Genomic DNA, 17,897 nt, shown 5'->3' on the forward strand with positions numbered 1-17,897 from the left:
GCCTCCAGCCACCCCGCCCCGACCGCGTAGGCGTAGAACGATGAGACGGCCGAGAGCTTGCGGGCCACCGTGGACGCGGTAGGTGGGCGATCCTGCGGGGACAGCTGACCGCTGACCAGTGCCAGCCGGTAGGCGTCCACCACTGGACGGCGCACGGCCAGCACGTCCAGACCGGCCACGCGGTCGCCGGTGTCGGGGTCCAGTCCGATCCCGTCCAGCCATCCGAGGTACTGCCCGAGGTCGCGCCCGTAGGCGCGGCGGGTGTTTTCCGAGGTGTGCGAGGACTGCCACCCGAGGATCAGGCCGGCGTGCCGCTCGGTGTTGGTGGTGTGGGTTTTCAGTGCGGAGGTCATTCACACACGATAACCGACATTATCGTGTGTGCACACGACGGTCCTCTCGGCCCTCCTCCAACCCTGCCCGGGTGTCCAGCTCCAGGCGCTCCCCTCGGCCCTCCAGGCTGGCCCTGCTGCTCCTCAGCCGCGCTCCCTCGTGCCCGCGCTCCGGTACCGTCCGGCGTCCGCTCCTCGGCCTCCTCTGCTCGCCTCCCGGGGGGTTCTCCTCACCTCCACCCCCTGATGCGGTGAGGGCAGGGATGGGGTGGGGGGAGCCCCCCGGGCGCTCTGACAGCCCTACCGCACGTGGAGACGACCAAAGTCGGGCACGGTTTCTAGAGCCCGCGAGAGCGGCGCTCAGTGGCTCACGTAGCGGTCTGACGGGTCCATCGGCAGCCCGAACCGCAAGGCGAACACCACCAGCGACAAAGGCCGGAGAGACTGCCGAGACTGAGCGTGCCACGCCACGAACGGACGGTCTGACCTGATCTGACGTAGCGCCCGGTTGGCCTCCTGCGTGGCGGGCTTCAGGTGCAGCGGGTTCACGCACAGCGCTCCGCCGTAGTCGTACCGGCTCAGCTCCTGGCGGGTGCACAGGTGGTCAAGCTCCACTGGGTTATTCCACTCCCCGTTCCCGTGGCCCGCGTAGAACATGGACCAGGTGAGCCGGTGGGCCAGCCACGTGCCCCGCTCCCCAGGCGGATCGAACACGCCGTAGCCGCCCTCAGTCTGCCGACCCATCCACATCCAGCACCCAGACCGTCCCCTCGGCTCGATCCGCTCCACCAGGGCCGCGTGCATCCGGTCCCGCTCCTCGGCCTCCATGGCCCGCAGCGGCTCCCCCTCGTGACGACGGCACCAGCCCTGATGCTTGGCCTCATTCGTGCATCCCACCACCCGACAGGGCACCTCGTGGACAGCTCGCAACCGCCGCCAGTCCCGCTGACACAGCGGCTCAGTCCACACGTCCCGATAGCCGGGGTATCGCGCCGGCCGTCCACACGGTCCAGCCATCAGCCGGCTAGGCAAGTCGTCACCGTCGATCCAGGTGCACGGTTCCATGGTTGGTTCTCCTGATGGTTGCGAGGGACACAGCCCTAGTGCTGAAAAAATCGGCATGGCCCCCTCCTGCCCAGCATCTAGGCCGGGACGGGACGGGACCAGGCGGGGCCAGGATTGGGGATCATTCCGGGGACCGGAGTACCCCCCCCCTAACTGCCATACACTCCAGTGCCAAGGGCGGAGCCCTAGCGGAGCCCCCCCTGCCCTCAGTCCTGACTTCGTGCTTCCCGCTCTAGCTCAGCCTCTCGGCGAAGCTCCTCATGAGCATTGGAAAAGATCCGGCCCGCCAGCGTTCCCAGCCCGGATGCCCGTGGAGGCCCGACAACTATCCGGGCCGTAGCGGGCGTCCGGGCGGGAGCTGGACGCGCCTATACGGCGCGGACGCCCTCAGAGCCGTGGGCATTCCGCCAAGCTCCCATGGCGAAGAACGGCAGGCCATAGGCCATGGCGTACCTCAGCGCCTCCATGGTCGGCAACGAGCGATCCACTGCGCGCCATTCCAGTTCCAGGTCGGGGAACAGTGCGCGGGACTTATGCAACTCCCTCGCCCGAAATGCCGTGATCGTCCGGTGTTCAGTCTCATCGACTGCCTGAAGGTGGGCCGGATTGGCGCACAGCTTGTTGTGGCACAGATGGTCCACCTCCTGACCTTCATCCAGCACACCCACGAGACGTTCCCACGTGTACCGATGGACATAGGCGAGACCTCGACGGCCCGTGACGGTCAACCTTCCATACCTGTCGTTGGTCGATCCCGTCCAGGTCCAGCAAGTAGGGTTCTCCGCCGTGGTGATGAGCTGGCCCCCGTTCCACTCCAAGGGATCGACGTTCCGGGGCCGCTTGCGGTTCAACGGCTGAAGGGTGCGACCCTTTCGCTGCTGTTCATGATGGCCCACGCACAACCCCCGCCCGTAATGAGGCTGGGGACAGCCTTCAAAGGTGCATCCTTCCTGAGGCTTCCGGATTGGCCGGAGGTCTCCACCGGCCCTGCGCTGCGAGTAGTGAGCATGACAGAGGTCGCGGGTGTGGCGCTTCCGTTCGCATCCCTCGAAGGTGCAGGCGTGGTTCTTGCGCTGGGGCATGCGCTGTGATTCAGACAAGTTCATTCTGCGTCTCGCGATCCTCAGGCGATGCGCTGCTGGGTGGCCCAGCGGTCCAGGTCGGACACGTTGTACCGCACGTGCCCGCCAAACTTGAGTGCCGGAACCATGGTGCGGCCCGTGCGGGCAAGCCACGCCTCAGGCACATTGAGGTACGAAGCGGCTTGCTTGCGGGTGAGAAAGGGGGAGGGGGATTCCGAAGCGGTCTGCTCGGTCATCAAAGGTGCTCCTCAATGAGTAGGGAGCATGGATCAAGGCCACTTGCACTATGGCTGGGACGGCGAGGAACCATGCTCGGCCCAGATTCTGGGCACGAACCTTGCGCCCCGGCTTCTCCGAGGCGCAATTTACTGGGTTCCCCTTTGCTCGTCCGCGTGAATTCAGAAGCGGACAGACCACCGGCAGGGGCACCGGAAGGTCCTGGCTCGATGGGTACTATACCACATGGTTTCGGTGAATAGGGGTGCCCATGTTTGTAGTAGGTGCGGGTGCGGGTGGGCTTCCATTGTTGGGTGAGCGTTTCATGAAATAGTCACTCTGGGCTAGTCTGCACGCATGGCCGTGACAGACAAGTGGAAGAAACGACAGCCCGACGGAAGCTCCAAGATGCTCCCCAAGGAATCCAGGCCCAAGGGGCGGCGTTGGGAGGTCGACTGGTATGACTCCCAGGGCAAGCGCCGTCGCAAGAGGTTCGAAAACAAGAAGGATGCCGAAGAGTTCAACAGTGAGATGCACCGCGAATCCGCCGGGGCGCGGGGCGTGGACTATGGGGCGGCACGAAAGACTACGGTGCATGCGCTGTGGTCCCTGTACGTGACGCGGCTTGAAAGCATTGGCGCTCGCGGCCGGGGCCCGATTGGCGACAAGACGCTCTATCGCTACACCCGTCAGTATGAGAACCATATCAAGCCCGAATGGGAGCACGTCGCCCTGGCCAGCATCAGGCACGAGCGCGTAGAGCAGTGGCTCAGTGGGTTGAAAGGCAGAGACGGCAAGGCGGCGGGCAGTGCAACCCGGACCGATGTGGGCACACTGTTCAAACGCGTCCTAGACCACGGGGTGCGGCTCGGGTGGCTGGCGGACAATCCGACGACGGATCGACTGGGAAACGCTGACTTCATCCCCCCGGCGCGGCGAGAGGCGGGCAAGCACAACCCGTTGACCGTCGATCAACTGACCATCCTCGCGGACGGCGCTGACCGGTACCGGCCCCTCGTCCTGACCGCAGGTCTGTGTGGTCTCCGCTGGGGGGAGCTGTCTGCCCTGACGGTCTCCGACCTTAGGCATGCTGCCGGAGGATGGGAGCTGGACGTGACCAAGGCATACACGGAGGTGCAGGGACGGTTGATCTTGAAGGGAACCAAGACAGAGAACGTGCGCACGGTGCCGGTGCCAGCAAAGCTGGCCGCTCTGCTGGAGGGGGACATTAAGGATCGGGCCGGAGATGATCTGCTATTCCGTTCCCCGGACGGTCGCCCCATGCGAAATGGCAACTTCACGAAGCGCTACTACGAACCGGCCCGTAAGGCGCTGGCGGCGGCTGACCCTGACGCGCCGCGTCCAACGATTCACGACCTCAGGCACACGGCCGTGAGCTTGGCGATTAGGGCGGGGACCAACATACTGGTTGTCCAGCGGATCGCCGGTCACTCCAAGGCGTCCACCACGCTGGATGTGTATGCGAGGGAGTTCAAGGACGATCTCCACGAGTCGGCACGGCGGCTGGATGAGATGATTCCGCAGCTCTCATAGTCACTTCTTAGTCACTCGGTCCGGTTGCTTATCAGTGCTCACAAGGACTTAGCATCCCGTTCGCAATGAAAAGGTCAGGGGTTCGATTCCCCTAGGCTCCACTCTTGTCCTGAGTCGCGACATGGGTTACACGTGAGTCGAGTGATCGATGACAGTTGAAAGGGAGTCCGGCCATCGGCCGGGCTCCCTTTTCTCATGTCTAGAGCACGTCGAGCCCGTATTGGGGCGGACGGCGAAGCGGTCAGGAATCGAGAAGCGTTTGGATGGCGCCGCCGTTAGTGTGGTCGGCACCAACCAGGTAAGACCGAGGAAGAGGGACGATGGCGACTCAAGGCGATTCCGCAGGTGGATTCTCTGCTCAGGAGAAAGCCTCTATGAAGGAGCGTGCCGCCGAGCTGAAGGCAGACTCCAAGCGGGCCAGGGGAGCGAAGAAGGCGGCTGCGGAAGAGGCGGACCTTCGCGCGAAGATCGCTCAGATGCCTGCAGGGGATCGCGAAATGGCGGAACGGCTGCACTCGATCGTCACCACGGTCGCGCCCGACCTGGCGCCGAAGCTCTACTACGGTCAGCCCGGATATAACCGGGACGGAAAGGTTGTGGTCTTCTTCCGCAGCGGGCAGATGGACAAGGAGCGCTACTCGACCTTCGGTGTCAGTTCACAGGCTGCCCTTGACGAGGATGATGGCCTCTGGCCGACCTCCTACGCCCTCATCGACCCGACCGAGAAGGCCTGGAAGCGGCTCGCCGACGTCGTCCGGCGCGCGGCGGCACCGGAATAACGGGCGCTACTTCGCGGCCAGCTCCGGGTGGAACTTCGCGGTGACCTTCGGATGTGCGCGGACGAAGCCCTTGAGCATGTTGGAGCCGAACGAGGCCAGCATGGGGTTGTCGGGGTCGTCGGAGACGCCGCGGGCCTCGGCGGCCAGCTCGGCCGGCAGTTCCACGGGCTCGATCACGGCGTCCAGGCGCGGGGAGTAGAAGAAGGGCACGGAATAGCGGTCCACCCCCTCGTCCGGGGCGACGGCCCGGTGGATGGTGGCCATGAGGTAGCCGTTGGTGGCCACCTCGAGCATCTCGCCCAGGTTGACGACCAGGGCGCCGTGGATCGGCTCGACGGGCAACCATTCCTCCTGACCGTAGGGGCGCACCTCGAGGCCTCCCACCAGGTCTTGCAGCAGCAGGGTGATGAACCCGTAGTCGGCGTGCAGGCCGACGCCCTGGGTGCCCGCCTCCTTCACGCCGCCGACGTAGTGGGCCAGCTTGCCCATCCAGGCGCGGTCGCCGCTGAACGGCTCCGCGAAGTGGTCCTCGTCCAAGCCGATGGAGACGCACAGGGCCTTCAGCAGATCCTCGCCGACGCGGTCCATCAGCGCCGTCCAGTCCATGGCAGCGCGCTCGAGTTCGGGCATGTCCGCCGGCCACTGATTGGGACCCTGCAGGTGCCAGTACTCTTCGCCGGGCGTGATCTGCCCGGCCGGGACGGGGGTGCGGTCCGGGGAGAAGTCGATCTGCTCACGCGAGTCCGGGCGTCCCTGGGTGCGCTCGGAGCCCACCGAGGAGTAGCCGCGGTAGTGCGGGGAGTTCTGGTTGTGCAGGACCAGCTTCTGCTCTTCCGGCCGGGCGAAGAACTCAGCGGTGACGCGGAACAGGCCGTCCACCTGGCCGGTGGCGGCGCCGTAGTTGACGATCTGGAAGAAGCCCACGTGGTGGGCGGCATGGCGCAACCGGTCCAGGAAGTCCGGGGCGAACGAGCCGTCAGCGGCCCGCATGGTGGACAGGTCCAGGACCGGGATGTCCAACGGTGCTCCGGTGGTGGCGGAGTCGTCAGAGAGCGCAGAAGTCATGGAACCAGTCAACGACGCCGGCCGGCGCCTGCGCTTCTACGTTGCCTTGCGCTACCCCGGGTGACGGCATTTCGTCACATGGTGGCGTTCGGCGACCCGGTGGTCTTTAATGCCCACTCCAGGAAGGCCTGCCCGGTCACCTCATGGCGTCCCTCGGCCATCCCGAAGCCCTGGGCGGCCAGATCCTCACTGGTTATCACCGGGTACGGGGTGTCCGGGACGCCGTCCTCGTGCCGCACATCCACGTGCACCACCGGTGCCCCACGTTCCTGCAGCCAGTCCGCCATGGCGTAGTCCGTACGGGAGTCCCCGCAGGTGAACCAGCGCATCGGCAGTTCGCCGTCAGCAGCGATCAGGGTCCAGGAGCGCTCCGCACCCCGGTCCTTTCCACTGGAGACGTGCTCGACGTCCGAGGAGATGATGGTCGAGTCCAACTGGAATGCGTCGGCGGAACGATCCTCGGCGAGGAGGCTCGCCACGCGGTCCTCGAAATCTCGCTGAGCCGTGCGGTAGCGCTCTGGGGACTCACCCACGTTCATCTCGGCCGAGAACATGGCCAGTTTCGTGTCATCGTAGAACATGGTGTCCGCGTAGTCGCCCACCATCTGGACCAAGCGGGACTCCAGTTCCGCTGGGAGCTTCATGCCGGCGTCGACCTCCATCCAGGCGGGCACGCCGTGGCCGCGCGTGGCCCGGGGCAGGCCGGCCAGAGACGCGAAGGAGAAGTGGACCGCGCCCTTCTCGCATACCGCATGGAACCGGGCGTCGCCCGGCAGCCCGGCGGCGAGGAGCGGGGCGGCCACGCTCTGCAGCACGAAGTCGGCGGACCGGCCGGTGTTGAAGACCACGGGGATGCCGCGGTCCGCCAGGGTGACGAGTGCCCTGATGATGCCGTCCGGCACCCGCCGGGTCTCGGGTGAGGCGATGGGGCCGTCAACGTCCAGGAGCAGTCCAAGTGGTGGCACAGTGCGCATGCCACCAGATTAGGGGGCGAAGCGGATGCCAGACCGTGGCCCGTCGCCTAATGTGGTGCTGACTACAGTCCACGTGCACCGAAGGGGGTCCCATGTCCCACCCTCAGTTGCCTCCGGACGTGGACCCGCGCCACGAACCGGATGGACGGCGGATTTTCACGGAGCACGATCTCGGCCGATATTTCGGGGTCGTGGACCCGAAGGTCCTGCAGCGGGACCGCCGCCGGCGTCACCGGCGGCACGCGATCGTGCTGCTGATCGTCGCGCTCATCGTGTCCGGGGTGACCGTCACGGCGTACCAGGTGCTGCAGGGCTCCTGGAGCATCCCGGGATGGGAGGCGGCCCCGCCGGAGGAGCCCCTCCTGTGCCCGGCGGGGGAATTCGACTACTCGACCGAGTCCACGGTGACGGTCTTCAACGGCACCACCATCGGCGGGCTCGCCGGGGACGTGGCCAACGCCCTCGAGGGCCGTGAATTCGTGATCGGTGGGGTCGGCAACCAGGGGTTCACCACCTCCAACATGGTGGCCGTCATCATCTCCGGCCCGGGCGGGCGGGACACGGCCCTGGCGGTCCAGCGGAACATCGAGGGCTCGGTCTACCTTCCGGACGGCCGGGAGGAGGCCACGGTGGACGTCATCATGGGCACCCAGTACGAGGGCCTCGTTCCGGCGGACGGAGTCAACACCGCATCCGGTCCGCTGGACTGCCAGCGGCTTCAGACCGAGGCCCCGACGGCGGCGCTCGGCTGAGCGATCGCCGCACCCGCCCAGTGGGTCGCCGGCAGACCATCTGCGGTCAGGTCACAGGCCCCCGGGGAACACGAGCGGGACCAGCGTGTACATCACGAGCATGATCAAGCCGATGGAGACGATGTTGAGCCAGACGCCGGCGCGCACCATTTGCTTGATGGTCACCTCGCCCGAGCCGAACGCCACCGCATTGGACGGCGTGGCCACCGGCAGCATGTAGGCCGAGCAGACCGCCAGGGTCACGGCGATGGTCATGAACAGCGGGTCCATGCCCAGGCCCACGGCCACGGCGCCGAAGATCGGGAAGAACGCGGCGGCCGTGGCGGTGTTCGAGGTGAGCTCGGTCAGGGCCAAGGCCACCAGGATCACGATCAGCAGCACCAGCCACGCCGGGACACCACTGAGGGCGCCCACTTGGCCGCCCAGCCACTCCGAGAAGCCGGTGGCCGTGAACATCGCGGAGAGGGACAGTCCGCCGCCGAAGAGCAGCAGCAGGCCCCACGGGATCTCCTTGGCCGCGGACCAGCGCAGCAGGGCGGTGCCGCTCGGGTCCATGGAGCGCTTCTCGGCGGGCACGATGAAGCAGGCGATGGCGGCGGCCATGGCGACCTGGGTGTCCGAGATGGTGCCCAGGAACGGAACGGCCCCGGCCACGGCGGGGATGTCCGCGATGAAGGGGACGAAGACCCAGAAGAAGATCGCGAGCAGGAAGATGATGCCCACGCGGCGTTCCGGGGTGGTCAGCCGGCCGAGTTTGACCAGCTCATCCTTGATCATCTGCTTGCCGCCCGGGATCTCGGTGGCCTCGGCACGGAAAGCGAGTTTGGTCAGCACCAGCCAGGCGATCCCGATCATGACGACGGCCCAGGGCACCCCGACCAGCATCCAGTGGCCGAACTGCAGGTCGAAGCCGTGAGATTCGAGCAGATAGGCCTTCATGAGCGCCATCGGCGGCTGGCCGATCAGGGTGGCGGTGGAGCCGATCGTGACGCCGTAGGCGACGCCGAGGAGCATGGACGCGGCGAAGCGCTTGCCGCCGGCCTCCGGGTCGACGCGGCGCACGAGCTGCAGGATCGAGACGGCGATCGGCACCATGATGACGGCGGTGGCGGTGTTGGACACCCAGGCGGAGATGAAGGCCGAGGCTGCCATCAGCCCGAATACGATCTGCGCGGGCTTGGTGCCGACCATCCGGATGGTCAGCAGCGCCACCCGCAGGTGCAGGTTCGACTTCTCCGTGGCCAGGCCGAGGATCACGCCGCCCATGACGAGGAAGACCACGGAATTGGCGTAGGGGGCGGCCACCTCTTCCATGGTTCCCATGCCGAACAGCGGGAACAGCACCAGTGGCAGCAGAGAGGTCACCGGGATGGGGGCGGCCTCGGTCATCCACCAGATCGCCATCCACAGGGCGCAGCCGGCCACGGCGCGGCCCTCGAAGGACAGCGACGCCGGCAGTACCAGGGCCAGCACCAGGCCGGCTGCCGGCCCCAGGGCCAGCAACCACCAGTTGCGCTTGCCGCCGGAGTCGAGTGCGTCTGCCGGTGGTTCGGGTTGTCCCGGTGCGGCGGCCGCGCGGGCGTGGGAAGAGGTCTGGGTCATCTCGGATGGTCCTTGGGGATCTGGCGGAACGAGTTGAGCGGGTGAGGTCGGGCGGTTCTTTCTCCAGAACCGTCTGGATCTGTGATCCGTCACACCGTACGTGGATCAACGACGGGACAGAAGTACACATTCGGCCCGTATTGATATGCCCAGCGTTCTAATATGGCCCGAACTGGTCTTTCACTTGTCAGTCATGCCATCCCTACGCTGGATCGACCACGCCGCACTCACCGAGCGCGGCGCAGAGCGGGCCGGCCTGGCCCAGGATGGCAGCGGAGAGGAGGTGGCGTAGTGGACCTGCGCCAGATGCGTTATTTCGTGGCCGTGGCCGAGGAACGGCATTTCGGGCGGGCGGCCGAACGGTTGCACATGGCCCAGCCGCCGCTCTCGCAGCAGATCAAGCAGCTGGAGACCACGCTGGGTACCCAGCTCTTCGAGCGCACCACCCGCCGGGTGGACCTGACCGATGCCGGGCAGCTCATGCTGGAGCGGGCCCGGCAGATCCTGGCCGACGTCGATGCCCTGACCAAGGACGTTCGCGAGGTCGGTGCCGGCACCGCGGGCGTGCTGCGCGTCGGTTTCGTCGGCTCCGCCACCTACCGGGTCATGCCGGCCGTGGTTCAGTTGGCCCGGCGCGAGCTGCCCGGGGTCCGGCTGCACGTGATGGGGGAGATGCTCACCCCGCAGATCGAACAGGGGCTGCTGGAGAACCGGCTCGACATCGCCGTCCTGCGCCCGCCGGTGCAGTCGTCGGAACTGATGCTTGACGCCCTCGAGGGGGACAGCCTCGTGGTCGCCCTCCCTGCCGATCACCGGCTGGCCACCGCCGGAGGCCCCGTGCCCCTGGCCGAGCTTGCCGGGGAGGACTTCGTGAGCTACCCGCAGGGGTCCGCCGTCGCCACCATCACGTCCGAGGCCTGCCGGCAGGCGGGCTTCCGTCCGCGCGTCGTGCAGGAGGCCACGGAGACCTCGACCCTGCTGGCCTTCGTGGGGGCCGGCATGGGCCTGGCCCTGGTGCCCGACGGCGCCCGGCGGGCCGCAGCGTCCCCCATCGCCTACCGCGAACTCGAGAGTGCTCCCGAGGTCGGCCTGGCCATCGCCTGGAAGCACGGCAGTCGCTCCGGGCTCATCCCGCCCTTCCGGGCCGTCGCCCACCGTGCCGTGGGCGAGGAGCGCTACGGCCAGCCCGCCCTTGACCACCCTCCGTCCCCTGACCAGCAGGAGCGTCCATGAAGATCATCGGCGTCGAAGCCATCCCCTACGCCATCCCGTACACCCACCCGTTGACGTTCGCCTCCGGTTCTGTGCAGACCGCGGACCATGTGCTGGTGCGGATCCACACCGATGAGGGGATCACCGGGGTGGCTGACGCCCCGCCGCGGCCCTACACCTACGGTGAGACGCAGGTGTCCATCAAGAACATCGTCGAGGAGGTCTTCGCCCCGCAGATCATCGGGCTGGACCCCTTCGACCGGGAGAAGGTCCACGCCGTGATGCGCCGGACCATCCACAACCAGGTGGCCAAGGGCACCGTGGACCTCGCCCTGTGGGACCTGGCCGGCAGGGCGCTGGGACGGCCGGTGCACCAGCTGCTGGGTGGATGGACGGATTCGATGCGGGTCTCCCACATGCTCGGCTTCAAGCCGGCCCAGGAGCTGCTGGAGGAGGCGCTGCGCTTCGGCGACGAATACGGCATCACCACCTTCAAGCTGAAGGTCGGCCGCCGCCCGCTGTCCCTGGACATCGAGGCCTGCCACGTGCTCCGCGAGGGCCTGGGGCCGGACGTGGAGATCTACCTGGACGCCAATCGCGGCTGGACGGCCAACGAGGCCATGCAGGTGCTGCAGCAGACGGATGGCCTGGGTCTGACCCTGCTGGAGGAGCCGTGCGACGCCAAGGAGGCCATGAGCCGCCGCCGCCTGGTCGAGAAGTCGCCGATCCCCGTGGTGGGGGACGAATCCGTGCCCACGGCCGGAGACGCGTCCCGTGAGCTGCTCTCGGGCGGCTGCAACGCGATCTGCATCAAGACCGCCCGGTCCGGGTTCACCGAGGCCACCGAGATCCTGGGGCTGTGCACTGGGCTGGGAGTGGACGTGACCATGGGCAACCAGATCGACACCCAGGTCGGCTCACTGGCCACCGTCACCTTCGGCGCGGCCCACGAGGCGACCAGCCGCCGGGCGGGGGAGCTGTCCAACTTCCTGGACATGTCCGACGACCTGCTGGCCGAGCCGATCGCCATCGCGGACGGACGCATCTGGGTGCGCGACGTGCCGGGTGTCGGTGCGGAGATCGACGGCGAGAAGCTGTCGAGGTACCGCACCGACCGCTGAGGTCAGTTGCCGCTCACGAGCGGCCGGATGCCGCACAGGCGCATGGCCTGACCGTAGGTCTCGACCATCTGGTCCTCGAGTTCCTCCGGGGTGAACTTCCGGTTGGCGCTCTGGGCGTGCAGCGCGGGCGCGTTGAAGACCTTGATGGCCTTCGCCGAGAGCACCGAGCCACCGATGGTGGAGGAGAACGCCTTGATGAGCTTCTGGGACTCGCCGCCGTGGGCGACGATGGCCACCACGCGGGGGACGCGCTTGAGGAAGCGGTTGAAGGGCTTCACGCCCGTGGCGATCCGCTCCTTCGTGAGGTTCAGGGCGTAGTCCTCCTGGGTCCAGGGGTGGACCAGCCAGGGGATGGTGTACTTCGGGTCCAGGCCCGCCGAGGAGAAGACGCGGAGCAAGCGCTCGGAGGCGTCGTCGTCGTTCTCATGGGAGAGGAAGCCGGAAGCGGTGCCGGGACCGGGGGCGGAGGTGAGGACCAGGATGCGGGCCTCGTCCACGTCCAGGGCGGGATCCACGTACGGGATGGGACCCTTGTCCGTGGCCTCCAGGGAATCGCAGAGCTGGGTGATCGGTTCGATGTTCTCGCCGTGGAGGCGGTCTTGGCTTTCGGAGACGTAGGCGGGATCGGACATTCGGCGCATGGGTGCTGTCCCTCAGTGTTGATGTGTGGTGCTCCGGTCAGTTCAGACCGGCCTGCTGCCCCCAGTCTACGAGGCGGTTCTCACCCGCACGGAGGACCACTCCCCGGACAGCGGGATGTTGGCGTTCAGCGTGTGCCCACGGGCCTCGACATCCTTCCAGATGGTGTCCCGGTTGATGTCCGATCGGCCACCCTTCGGGTAGCCGATCCACAGCACCCGGGCCCCGAGCGCCGGCTCCAGCCAATCGTCCAGCACCCCGTCCAGGGACCGCTGGTCCTGGGCGAACAGCACGACGGCGGTGGCCTCCGTGATCTCGTCCGTCAGCCTCACGCCCTCAGGCAGCGGATCCAGGAGCGCATGCAGGCCTTGGTGGCCGCCGGCCAGGTGCAGGGTGTCGGTGGGTTTGATGAAGAGCTTCTCCGCGGTGGTCTTCTGTGGCGCTGCGGGGGCGGTGGGCGCGGTAGAGGCGGCGGGGGTGGCGGGCTGTTCCGGGGTCGTGGCCATGACACCATTCTGCCCGGCCGTCCGGCATTGCCCGCACAGTGAGGGAGCGAGGCCGGGTATCGGGCGAGGTCAGTACTTGATGTGCTGTCCGCCGTCGATCGGGATGACGGTGCCGTTGATGAAGCCGGCGGTGTTGGAGAGCAGGAAGGCGACCAGTGCGCCGACCTCCTCCGGCTTGCCGAAACGCTTCATGGGGTTCGGCTGGACGAACTCCTTGCCGACCTCTTCCCAGTTGTCGCCGCCCATCTGCCTGAGCGATCCCTCGACCATGGGGGTGAGGATGGCGCCCGGGGCGATCGCGTTGACGACGATGCCCTTCTGGCCGTACTCGATGGCGGAGTTGCGGGTCAGGCCCACCACGCCGTGCTTGGCGGCGGCATAGCCGGACTGGTTGCCGACGCCACGGATGCCGCCCACGGAAGCGGTGTTGACGATGGCGCCGTGGCCCTGTTCGGCCATGACCTTCAGGACCTTCTCCAGGCCAAGGAAGACGCCGGTCAGGTTCACGGCGAGGACTTTCTGGAACTCGGCATTGGTGAAGTCCTCGGTGAGGTTCTGCTTGCCCTCGATGCCGGCATTGTTGAAGAAGCCGTCGATGCCGCCGAACCGTTCGACGTGCCGGTCCACGTAGTCCTGCACCTGCTGCTCATCGGTGACGTTGGCGGTGACCAGCAGGATCTCGGCGTCCGGAACGGCCTCGAGCACCCAGTCCTGGGTGGCCTTCAGCCCGTCCTCGTTGAGGTCGACCAACGTCTGGCGGCCGCCCAGCCGGGCGACCTCGAGGGCGGCTGCGGCGCCGAGGCCGGATCCGGCGCCGGTGATGATGACTGATTTTCCGCGGAGTGACATGGAGGTTCTCACTTTCGTTGGAGATCTACCGATCCGGTCCGAGCGGTTGCCCAGCCCGTGGCGGGAGGATTCCCGTCACCCAGCACAACCCTGCAAATTTGAAGAGTATTTCCGCGCTGGTTTTTGTCAGCCCGCGTTGTCAGGCCGCGCGATCCTGCGTCCCGTAGATCAGGCGCAACATGCGGCCGTCGGCCTCGAGCTTGTCCCGCATCTCCTTGGCCTTGTGCACCCTGACGGTGTCCTGTGGAGGCAACTGGATGGCCACTTCGGCCGGTATGCCGGCCAGCAACTGCCGGGCCCGGGCCACCTCGGCGTCCACGTACGCGCCGAACAACAGCACGATGTTGAAGACCCACAACACGACCAGCAGGGCCATGACCGTGCCGATCGCGCCGTAGGAGCTGTACCCGGCGAACTGGCTCAAGTAGACGGACAAGGCCACCGCGGCGAACCCGATCCCGAGTATGGCAAGGACCGAACCGCTGCGCAGCCATCCCGACCTGGGTTTCTTCACGTTGGGGGTGACCAAGTAGAGCACCGCGATCATGCAGATCGTCAGCGCCAGGACGAAGGGCCACCTCAACCACGCCCACAGCGGGAGGAACGTCTCCGTGAGGAAGGTGAGGGTGTCAGTCAGTCCGAGGGGATCGGCAATCGGACCGAGCACGCCGTTGACGAGCGACTGGTTCAGGGCCAAAGACACCAGGATCAGCACGACGCCGATGAGCAGGGCCAGTGTCGTCAGGAGCATCGTGGCGATCTGCCGAACGAACCCGCGGCCCTCCTGGACCCCGTAGACCGTGTTCATGCACCGGGAGAACGCCCTGACATAGATCGAGGCCGACCAGAGCGCGGTGGCGATGCCGATGGCGAGCGCGATGGCACCGCCCGAGGAGGCGCTGATGATCGTGTCCACCAGGTCGACGAGGAGTCCTCGGTAGTCGATGGGCACGTATTCGACGACCACGTCGTTCACCAACTGCTGCACCGTCTCGGCGTTGTTCGCCAGGACGAGCGAGATGATGGAGAAGACCGCCAACAGCGCCGGTGCCAGGGAGAGCACCATGAAATAGGTCAGGGTGGCGGACAGGTCGATACCCCCGGTGGCGACGAACTCCTTGACGGCACGGGTGAAGGCGTACTTCCGGCCCGGTCCGTTGAGCCGGCCGGGGGTGGGCGGCCGGCCTCCGTGGTGCCGTTCCGAACGGTCCGCGGCTGCCAGGGTCGTCTCGATGGGGTCCATGATCGACACGTCGGGGTCCTCTCGTCGTCCACTGCTCTGGCCGTGGTCTCGTCGCGACCGTGGCCCGTGGCGCCCGGAAGCCCCGGTCTCGTACCGAGACTATCGACGTGCCTCGGCAGGTGACCGCCGCGGAGAGGTCCACACGGCCGGTCCGCGCCCCGTCAGCGCCGTCCGACGATCATGACCTACGTGTGGACTCAGTATCGCCGTAGGTCATGCGCAACATGCGGCCGTCGGCTTCGAGCTGGTCCCGGGCCTTCTTCATCTTCTCCACCTTGGCGGTGTCCCGCGGCGGGAGTTGGATCATCTCCTCGGCCCGGATGCCGGCTTGCAGCTGCCGTGCGCGTTCCACCTCCGCATCCACCTCCGCACCGAGCAGCAGCACGATGTTGAAGATCCAGAGCACGAAGAGCAGGGCCATCACGGTGCCGATGGCCCCGTAGGAGCTGTAGCCGGCGAACTGCGTCAGATAGATGGACATGGCCACGCTGGCGATGGCGATGCCGACGATCGCGACGACCGAGCCGATGCCGATCCAGGTGAACTTGGGCTGTTTGACGTTGGGCGCCAAGTAGTAGAGCAGGGCGACCATGGTGATCACGAGCACCAGGATCACCGGCCACTTGACCCAGACCCAGATCGGCAGGAACGTCTCGGTCAGGAACGTCAGGGTGTCGGTCAGGCCGAGCGGTTCCGCGATGGGACCGAGGACCCCGGTCACCAGGGCCTGGCTCAGCGCCAGCGAGACCAGGATGAGCACCACCCCGATCAGCAGGCTGAGGGTGGTCAGCAGCATGGTGCCGAGCTGTTTGACCAGGCCCCGGCCCTCTTCCACGCCGTAGACGGTGTTGAGGCAGCGGGAGAAGGCCTTGACGTAGGCGGAGGCTGACCACAGGGCGGTCGCGATACCGATCACCAACGCGATCACGCCGCCGGTGGCGGAATTCACCATCGTGTCGACCAGATTGATCACGAGCGACTGATAGTCGGCCGGGACGTACTGCTGGACGAGGTCGTCCACGAGCGAGGTCACCGTGTCGGCGTTGTTGGCGAGGACCAGGGTGATGATCGAGAAGATCGCCAGCAGTGCCGGCGCCAGGGAGAGGACCATGTAGTAGGTGAGCATGGCGGCCAAGTCGGTGCCGCCGTCGGTCCCGAACTCCTTCAGGGCCCGCTTGAAGGCGTACTTCCAGCTGGCGCCCTTGAGCTTGGGCGGGTCATCGGGCTTGGCGCCGTGGTCCGGCTCCGGAGAGTCGGCCGCGTCGATCGTCGCGTCTATCGGATCCTTGATGGGCACGGGATGTCCTCTCCTCTGCGTCTGCGCGGGTGCGCTGAACCTCGACTCGGGGCCCCTGGTGCCGCCGTTGGATGGGCCGGCTGCACCGTTCTGGTTCTCCTGCCTGCCATCCTGTCCTGTCTGCGGCGGATCTGAAAGCACCGGCGGGCCGTGCCTACTCCGACGCAGGTCACCGGTCCGTTAGGTTCGATGCATGATCAAGTACCTGGGCTCCAAGCGGTTGTTGGTGCCCGTGCTGGGTGCCATGGCGTCAGCGGCCGGTGCCCGCACCGCCGTCGACCTCTTCTCCGGCACCACCCGCGTGGCCCAGGAATTCAAAAGCCGGGGCCTCCACACCACGGCCTCGGACCGGGCCACCTACACCGGTGTGCTCGCCGGCTGCTACATCGCCACCGACGCGCGGGACATCGACCGGACCGAGCTCGCCGCCATCCTGACGGATCTTCAGGGCACGACGCCGGCCCGCGGCTATGTCACGGCGACGTTCTGCGAGCAGGCACGCTACTTCCAACCCCAGAACGGCATGCGGATCGACGCGATCCGCCAGCGCATCGAGGATGAGTACGCCGGCACCCGCTGGTATCCGATCCTGTTGACCTCGCTGCTGGAGGCGGCCGACCGCGTGGACTCCACCACGGGCATCCAGATGGCCTACCTGAAATCCTGGGCCCGGCGCAGCGGCCGGGACCTGGAGCTGCGGTTGCCCACTTTGCTGGACGGGCCGGGGGCCGTGGTGGTCGGGGATGTCATGGACACCGTGGACACCCTGCCGCAGGCCGACCTCTACTACGTGGACCCGCCGTACAACCAGCACCGCTATTACGCGAACTACCACGTGTGGGAGACGTTGGTCCGCTGGGACGAGCCGGAGCACTACGGGGTGGCCTGCAAGCGGGTGGACGTGCGGGACAAGGACACCCGCAGCGTCTTCAACTCCAAGAGGACCATGCCGGCGGCGCTCGCGGACGTGCTCACCCGGATCCGGTCCGAGCTGGTGATCGTGTCCTACAACGACGAGTCCTGGATCACCGCGGACGCCATGGAGCAGTCCCTGCGGGAGGCCGGCCATGAGACCGTGGCGGTGCTGGGCTTCGACTCGAAGCGGTACGTCGGGGCCAGCATCGGCATCCATTCGCCCACGGGCGAGAAGGTCGGGAAGGTGTCCCACCTACGCAACACGGAACTGGTCTTTGTGGCCGGGCCGGCCGAGAAGGTCGAGGCGGCGCAGGCCGCGGCCGGAGCGGCCATCAGCGGGGGAGATTTTGCGTTGGGCAGCACGCGCGGTACGAGCACCACGAGGAAGAAGGGCGACGCGAGTCATGTCTGCACCCTATGAATTCGAGATGGACCTGCGGTGGTCTGACCAGGACCTGCAGGGGCACGTGAACAATGCCAAGGTGGTCACCCTCGCCGAAGAGGCACGCGTGCGGTTCCAGTCCTTCCTGGACCGTGCGACGTCCGGGCCGCCCGAGTCGAACCGCGTGGTGGCCCGGCAGGAGATCGACTACCACGCCCAGACCCGGTATGCGCCACGCCTCACCATGCAGGTGGGGGTCCGGAGGATCGGCACGAAGTCATTCACCTTGCGTCATCGCGGGATCCAGGACGG

General features: G+C 66.9%; 19 protein-coding genes. 7 read left to right on the plus strand and 12 right to left on the minus strand.

Annotated features, from left to right (window positions below; translation table 11 throughout):
* From RUH65_RS11190 to RUH65_RS11205, 4 genes are all read right to left on the minus strand, one after another.
* A partial coding sequence (locus RUH65_RS11190) for a site-specific integrase (RefSeq protein WP_313817497.1) occupies window positions 1–353 on the minus strand: 353 nt, incomplete at its 3' end.
* Window positions 354–692: 339 nt separating this feature from the next.
* On the minus strand, window positions 693–1,229 hold the full coding sequence (locus RUH65_RS11195; RefSeq protein WP_313817499.1) for a hypothetical protein: 537 nt from the start codon (window positions 1,227–1,229) through the stop codon (window positions 693–695).
* 536 nt (window positions 1,230–1,765) lie between these two features.
* Window positions 1,766–2,125 carry an HNH endonuclease signature motif containing protein gene (locus RUH65_RS11200; RefSeq protein WP_313817500.1) on the minus strand — a complete coding sequence of 120 codons (360 nt, stop codon included), beginning with the start codon at window positions 2,123–2,125 and terminating at the stop codon, window positions 1,766–1,768.
* A gap of 395 nt (window positions 2,126–2,520) precedes the next feature.
* Window positions 2,521–2,715, minus strand: coding sequence for a helix-turn-helix domain-containing protein (locus tag RUH65_RS11205; RefSeq protein ID WP_313817501.1), 195 nt, complete (start codon window positions 2,713–2,715; stop codon window positions 2,521–2,523).
* Between the two features lie 337 nt (window positions 2,716–3,052).
* Here RUH65_RS11205 and RUH65_RS11210 point away from each other — a divergent pair, with 337 nt between their 5' ends.
* Window positions 3,053–4,249, plus strand: a complete 1,197-nt coding sequence (locus tag RUH65_RS11210; protein WP_313817502.1) for a site-specific integrase — start codon at window positions 3,053–3,055, stop codon at window positions 4,247–4,249.
* Window positions 4,250–4,623: 374 nt separating this feature from the next.
* Window positions 4,624–5,028 (plus strand): DUF1801 domain-containing protein, encoded by a 405-nt coding sequence (locus RUH65_RS11215; RefSeq protein WP_313817503.1) that lies wholly within the window; start codon window positions 4,624–4,626, stop codon window positions 5,026–5,028.
* A 6-nt stretch (window positions 5,029–5,034) separates the two neighbouring features.
* Here RUH65_RS11215 and RUH65_RS11220 read toward each other — a convergent pair whose 3' ends face one another.
* Both RUH65_RS11220 and RUH65_RS11225 read right to left on the minus strand, forming a co-directional pair.
* Window positions 5,035–6,093 (minus strand): 2-oxoglutarate and iron-dependent oxygenase domain-containing protein, encoded by a 1,059-nt coding sequence (locus tag RUH65_RS11220; protein ID WP_313817505.1) that lies wholly within the window; start codon window positions 6,091–6,093, stop codon window positions 5,035–5,037.
* Between the two features lie 74 nt (window positions 6,094–6,167).
* Window positions 6,168–7,067, minus strand: a complete 900-nt coding sequence (locus tag RUH65_RS11225) for a haloacid dehalogenase (RefSeq protein WP_313817507.1) — start codon at window positions 7,065–7,067, stop codon at window positions 6,168–6,170.
* A gap of 92 nt (window positions 7,068–7,159) precedes the next feature.
* Here RUH65_RS11225 and RUH65_RS11230 point away from each other — a divergent pair, with 92 nt between their 5' ends.
* A complete protein-coding gene (locus tag RUH65_RS11230; RefSeq protein WP_313817509.1) occupies window positions 7,160–7,819 on the plus strand; it encodes a LytR C-terminal domain-containing protein in 660 nt (219 codons plus the stop codon).
* A 51-nt stretch (window positions 7,820–7,870) separates the two neighbouring features.
* Here RUH65_RS11230 and RUH65_RS11235 read toward each other — a convergent pair whose 3' ends face one another.
* Entirely contained in the window at window positions 7,871–9,421 is a 1,551-nt protein-coding gene (locus RUH65_RS11235) for an SLC13 family permease (RefSeq protein ID WP_313817511.1), read from the minus strand.
* 291 nt (window positions 9,422–9,712) lie between these two features.
* On the opposite strand from RUH65_RS11235, the gene RUH65_RS11240 reads away from it, so the two are divergent.
* A complete protein-coding gene (locus RUH65_RS11240; RefSeq protein ID WP_313817513.1) occupies window positions 9,713–10,654 on the plus strand; it encodes a LysR substrate-binding domain-containing protein in 942 nt (313 codons plus the stop codon).
* Complete coding sequence (locus tag RUH65_RS11245) at window positions 10,651–11,754, plus strand: enolase C-terminal domain-like protein (protein WP_313817515.1); 1,104 nt, start codon at window positions 10,651–10,653, stop codon at window positions 11,752–11,754. The genes RUH65_RS11240 and RUH65_RS11245 overlap by 4 nt, the downstream gene beginning before the upstream one ends.
* Before the next feature lie 2 nt (window positions 11,755–11,756).
* Here the strand turns inward: RUH65_RS11245 and RUH65_RS11250 are convergent, their stop codons facing one another.
* The 5 genes from RUH65_RS11250 to RUH65_RS11270 form a co-directional block, all read right to left on the minus strand.
* The gene (locus RUH65_RS11250; RefSeq protein WP_313817516.1) at window positions 11,757–12,395 is read right to left on the minus strand and encodes a hypothetical protein; all 639 of its coding nucleotides are present in this window, start codon (window positions 12,393–12,395) and stop codon (window positions 11,757–11,759) included.
* A 66-nt stretch (window positions 12,396–12,461) separates the two neighbouring features.
* A complete protein-coding gene (locus RUH65_RS11255) occupies window positions 12,462–12,899 on the minus strand; it encodes a DUF3052 domain-containing protein (protein WP_313817517.1) in 438 nt (145 codons plus the stop codon).
* A 69-nt stretch (window positions 12,900–12,968) separates the two neighbouring features.
* Window positions 12,969–13,748, minus strand: coding sequence for an SDR family oxidoreductase (locus RUH65_RS11260; protein ID WP_313817518.1), 780 nt, complete (start codon window positions 13,746–13,748; stop codon window positions 12,969–12,971).
* A gap of 139 nt (window positions 13,749–13,887) precedes the next feature.
* Complete coding sequence (locus tag RUH65_RS11265; protein ID WP_313817522.1) at window positions 13,888–14,991, minus strand: YihY/virulence factor BrkB family protein; 1,104 nt, start codon at window positions 14,989–14,991, stop codon at window positions 13,888–13,890.
* Between the two features lie 178 nt (window positions 14,992–15,169).
* Window positions 15,170–16,288, minus strand: coding sequence for a YihY/virulence factor BrkB family protein (locus RUH65_RS11270; protein ID WP_313817519.1), 1,119 nt, complete (start codon window positions 16,286–16,288; stop codon window positions 15,170–15,172).
* A gap of 193 nt (window positions 16,289–16,481) precedes the next feature.
* On the opposite strand from RUH65_RS11270, the gene RUH65_RS11275 reads away from it, so the two are divergent.
* Together RUH65_RS11275 and RUH65_RS11280 are read left to right on the plus strand one after the other, a co-directional pair.
* Window positions 16,482–17,624, plus strand: coding sequence for a DNA adenine methylase (locus RUH65_RS11275; protein ID WP_313817520.1), 1,143 nt, complete (start codon window positions 16,482–16,484; stop codon window positions 17,622–17,624).
* Window positions 17,608–17,897: acyl-CoA thioesterase (locus tag RUH65_RS11280; protein WP_313817521.1), on the plus strand; the 290-nt coding region annotated here is incomplete at its 3' end. The genes RUH65_RS11275 and RUH65_RS11280, both read left to right, overlap by 17 nt.

The sequence above is a fragment of the Citricoccus sp. genome (genome assembly GCF_032154715.1).
GTDB lineage: Bacteria > Actinomycetota > Actinomycetes > Actinomycetales > Micrococcaceae > Citricoccus.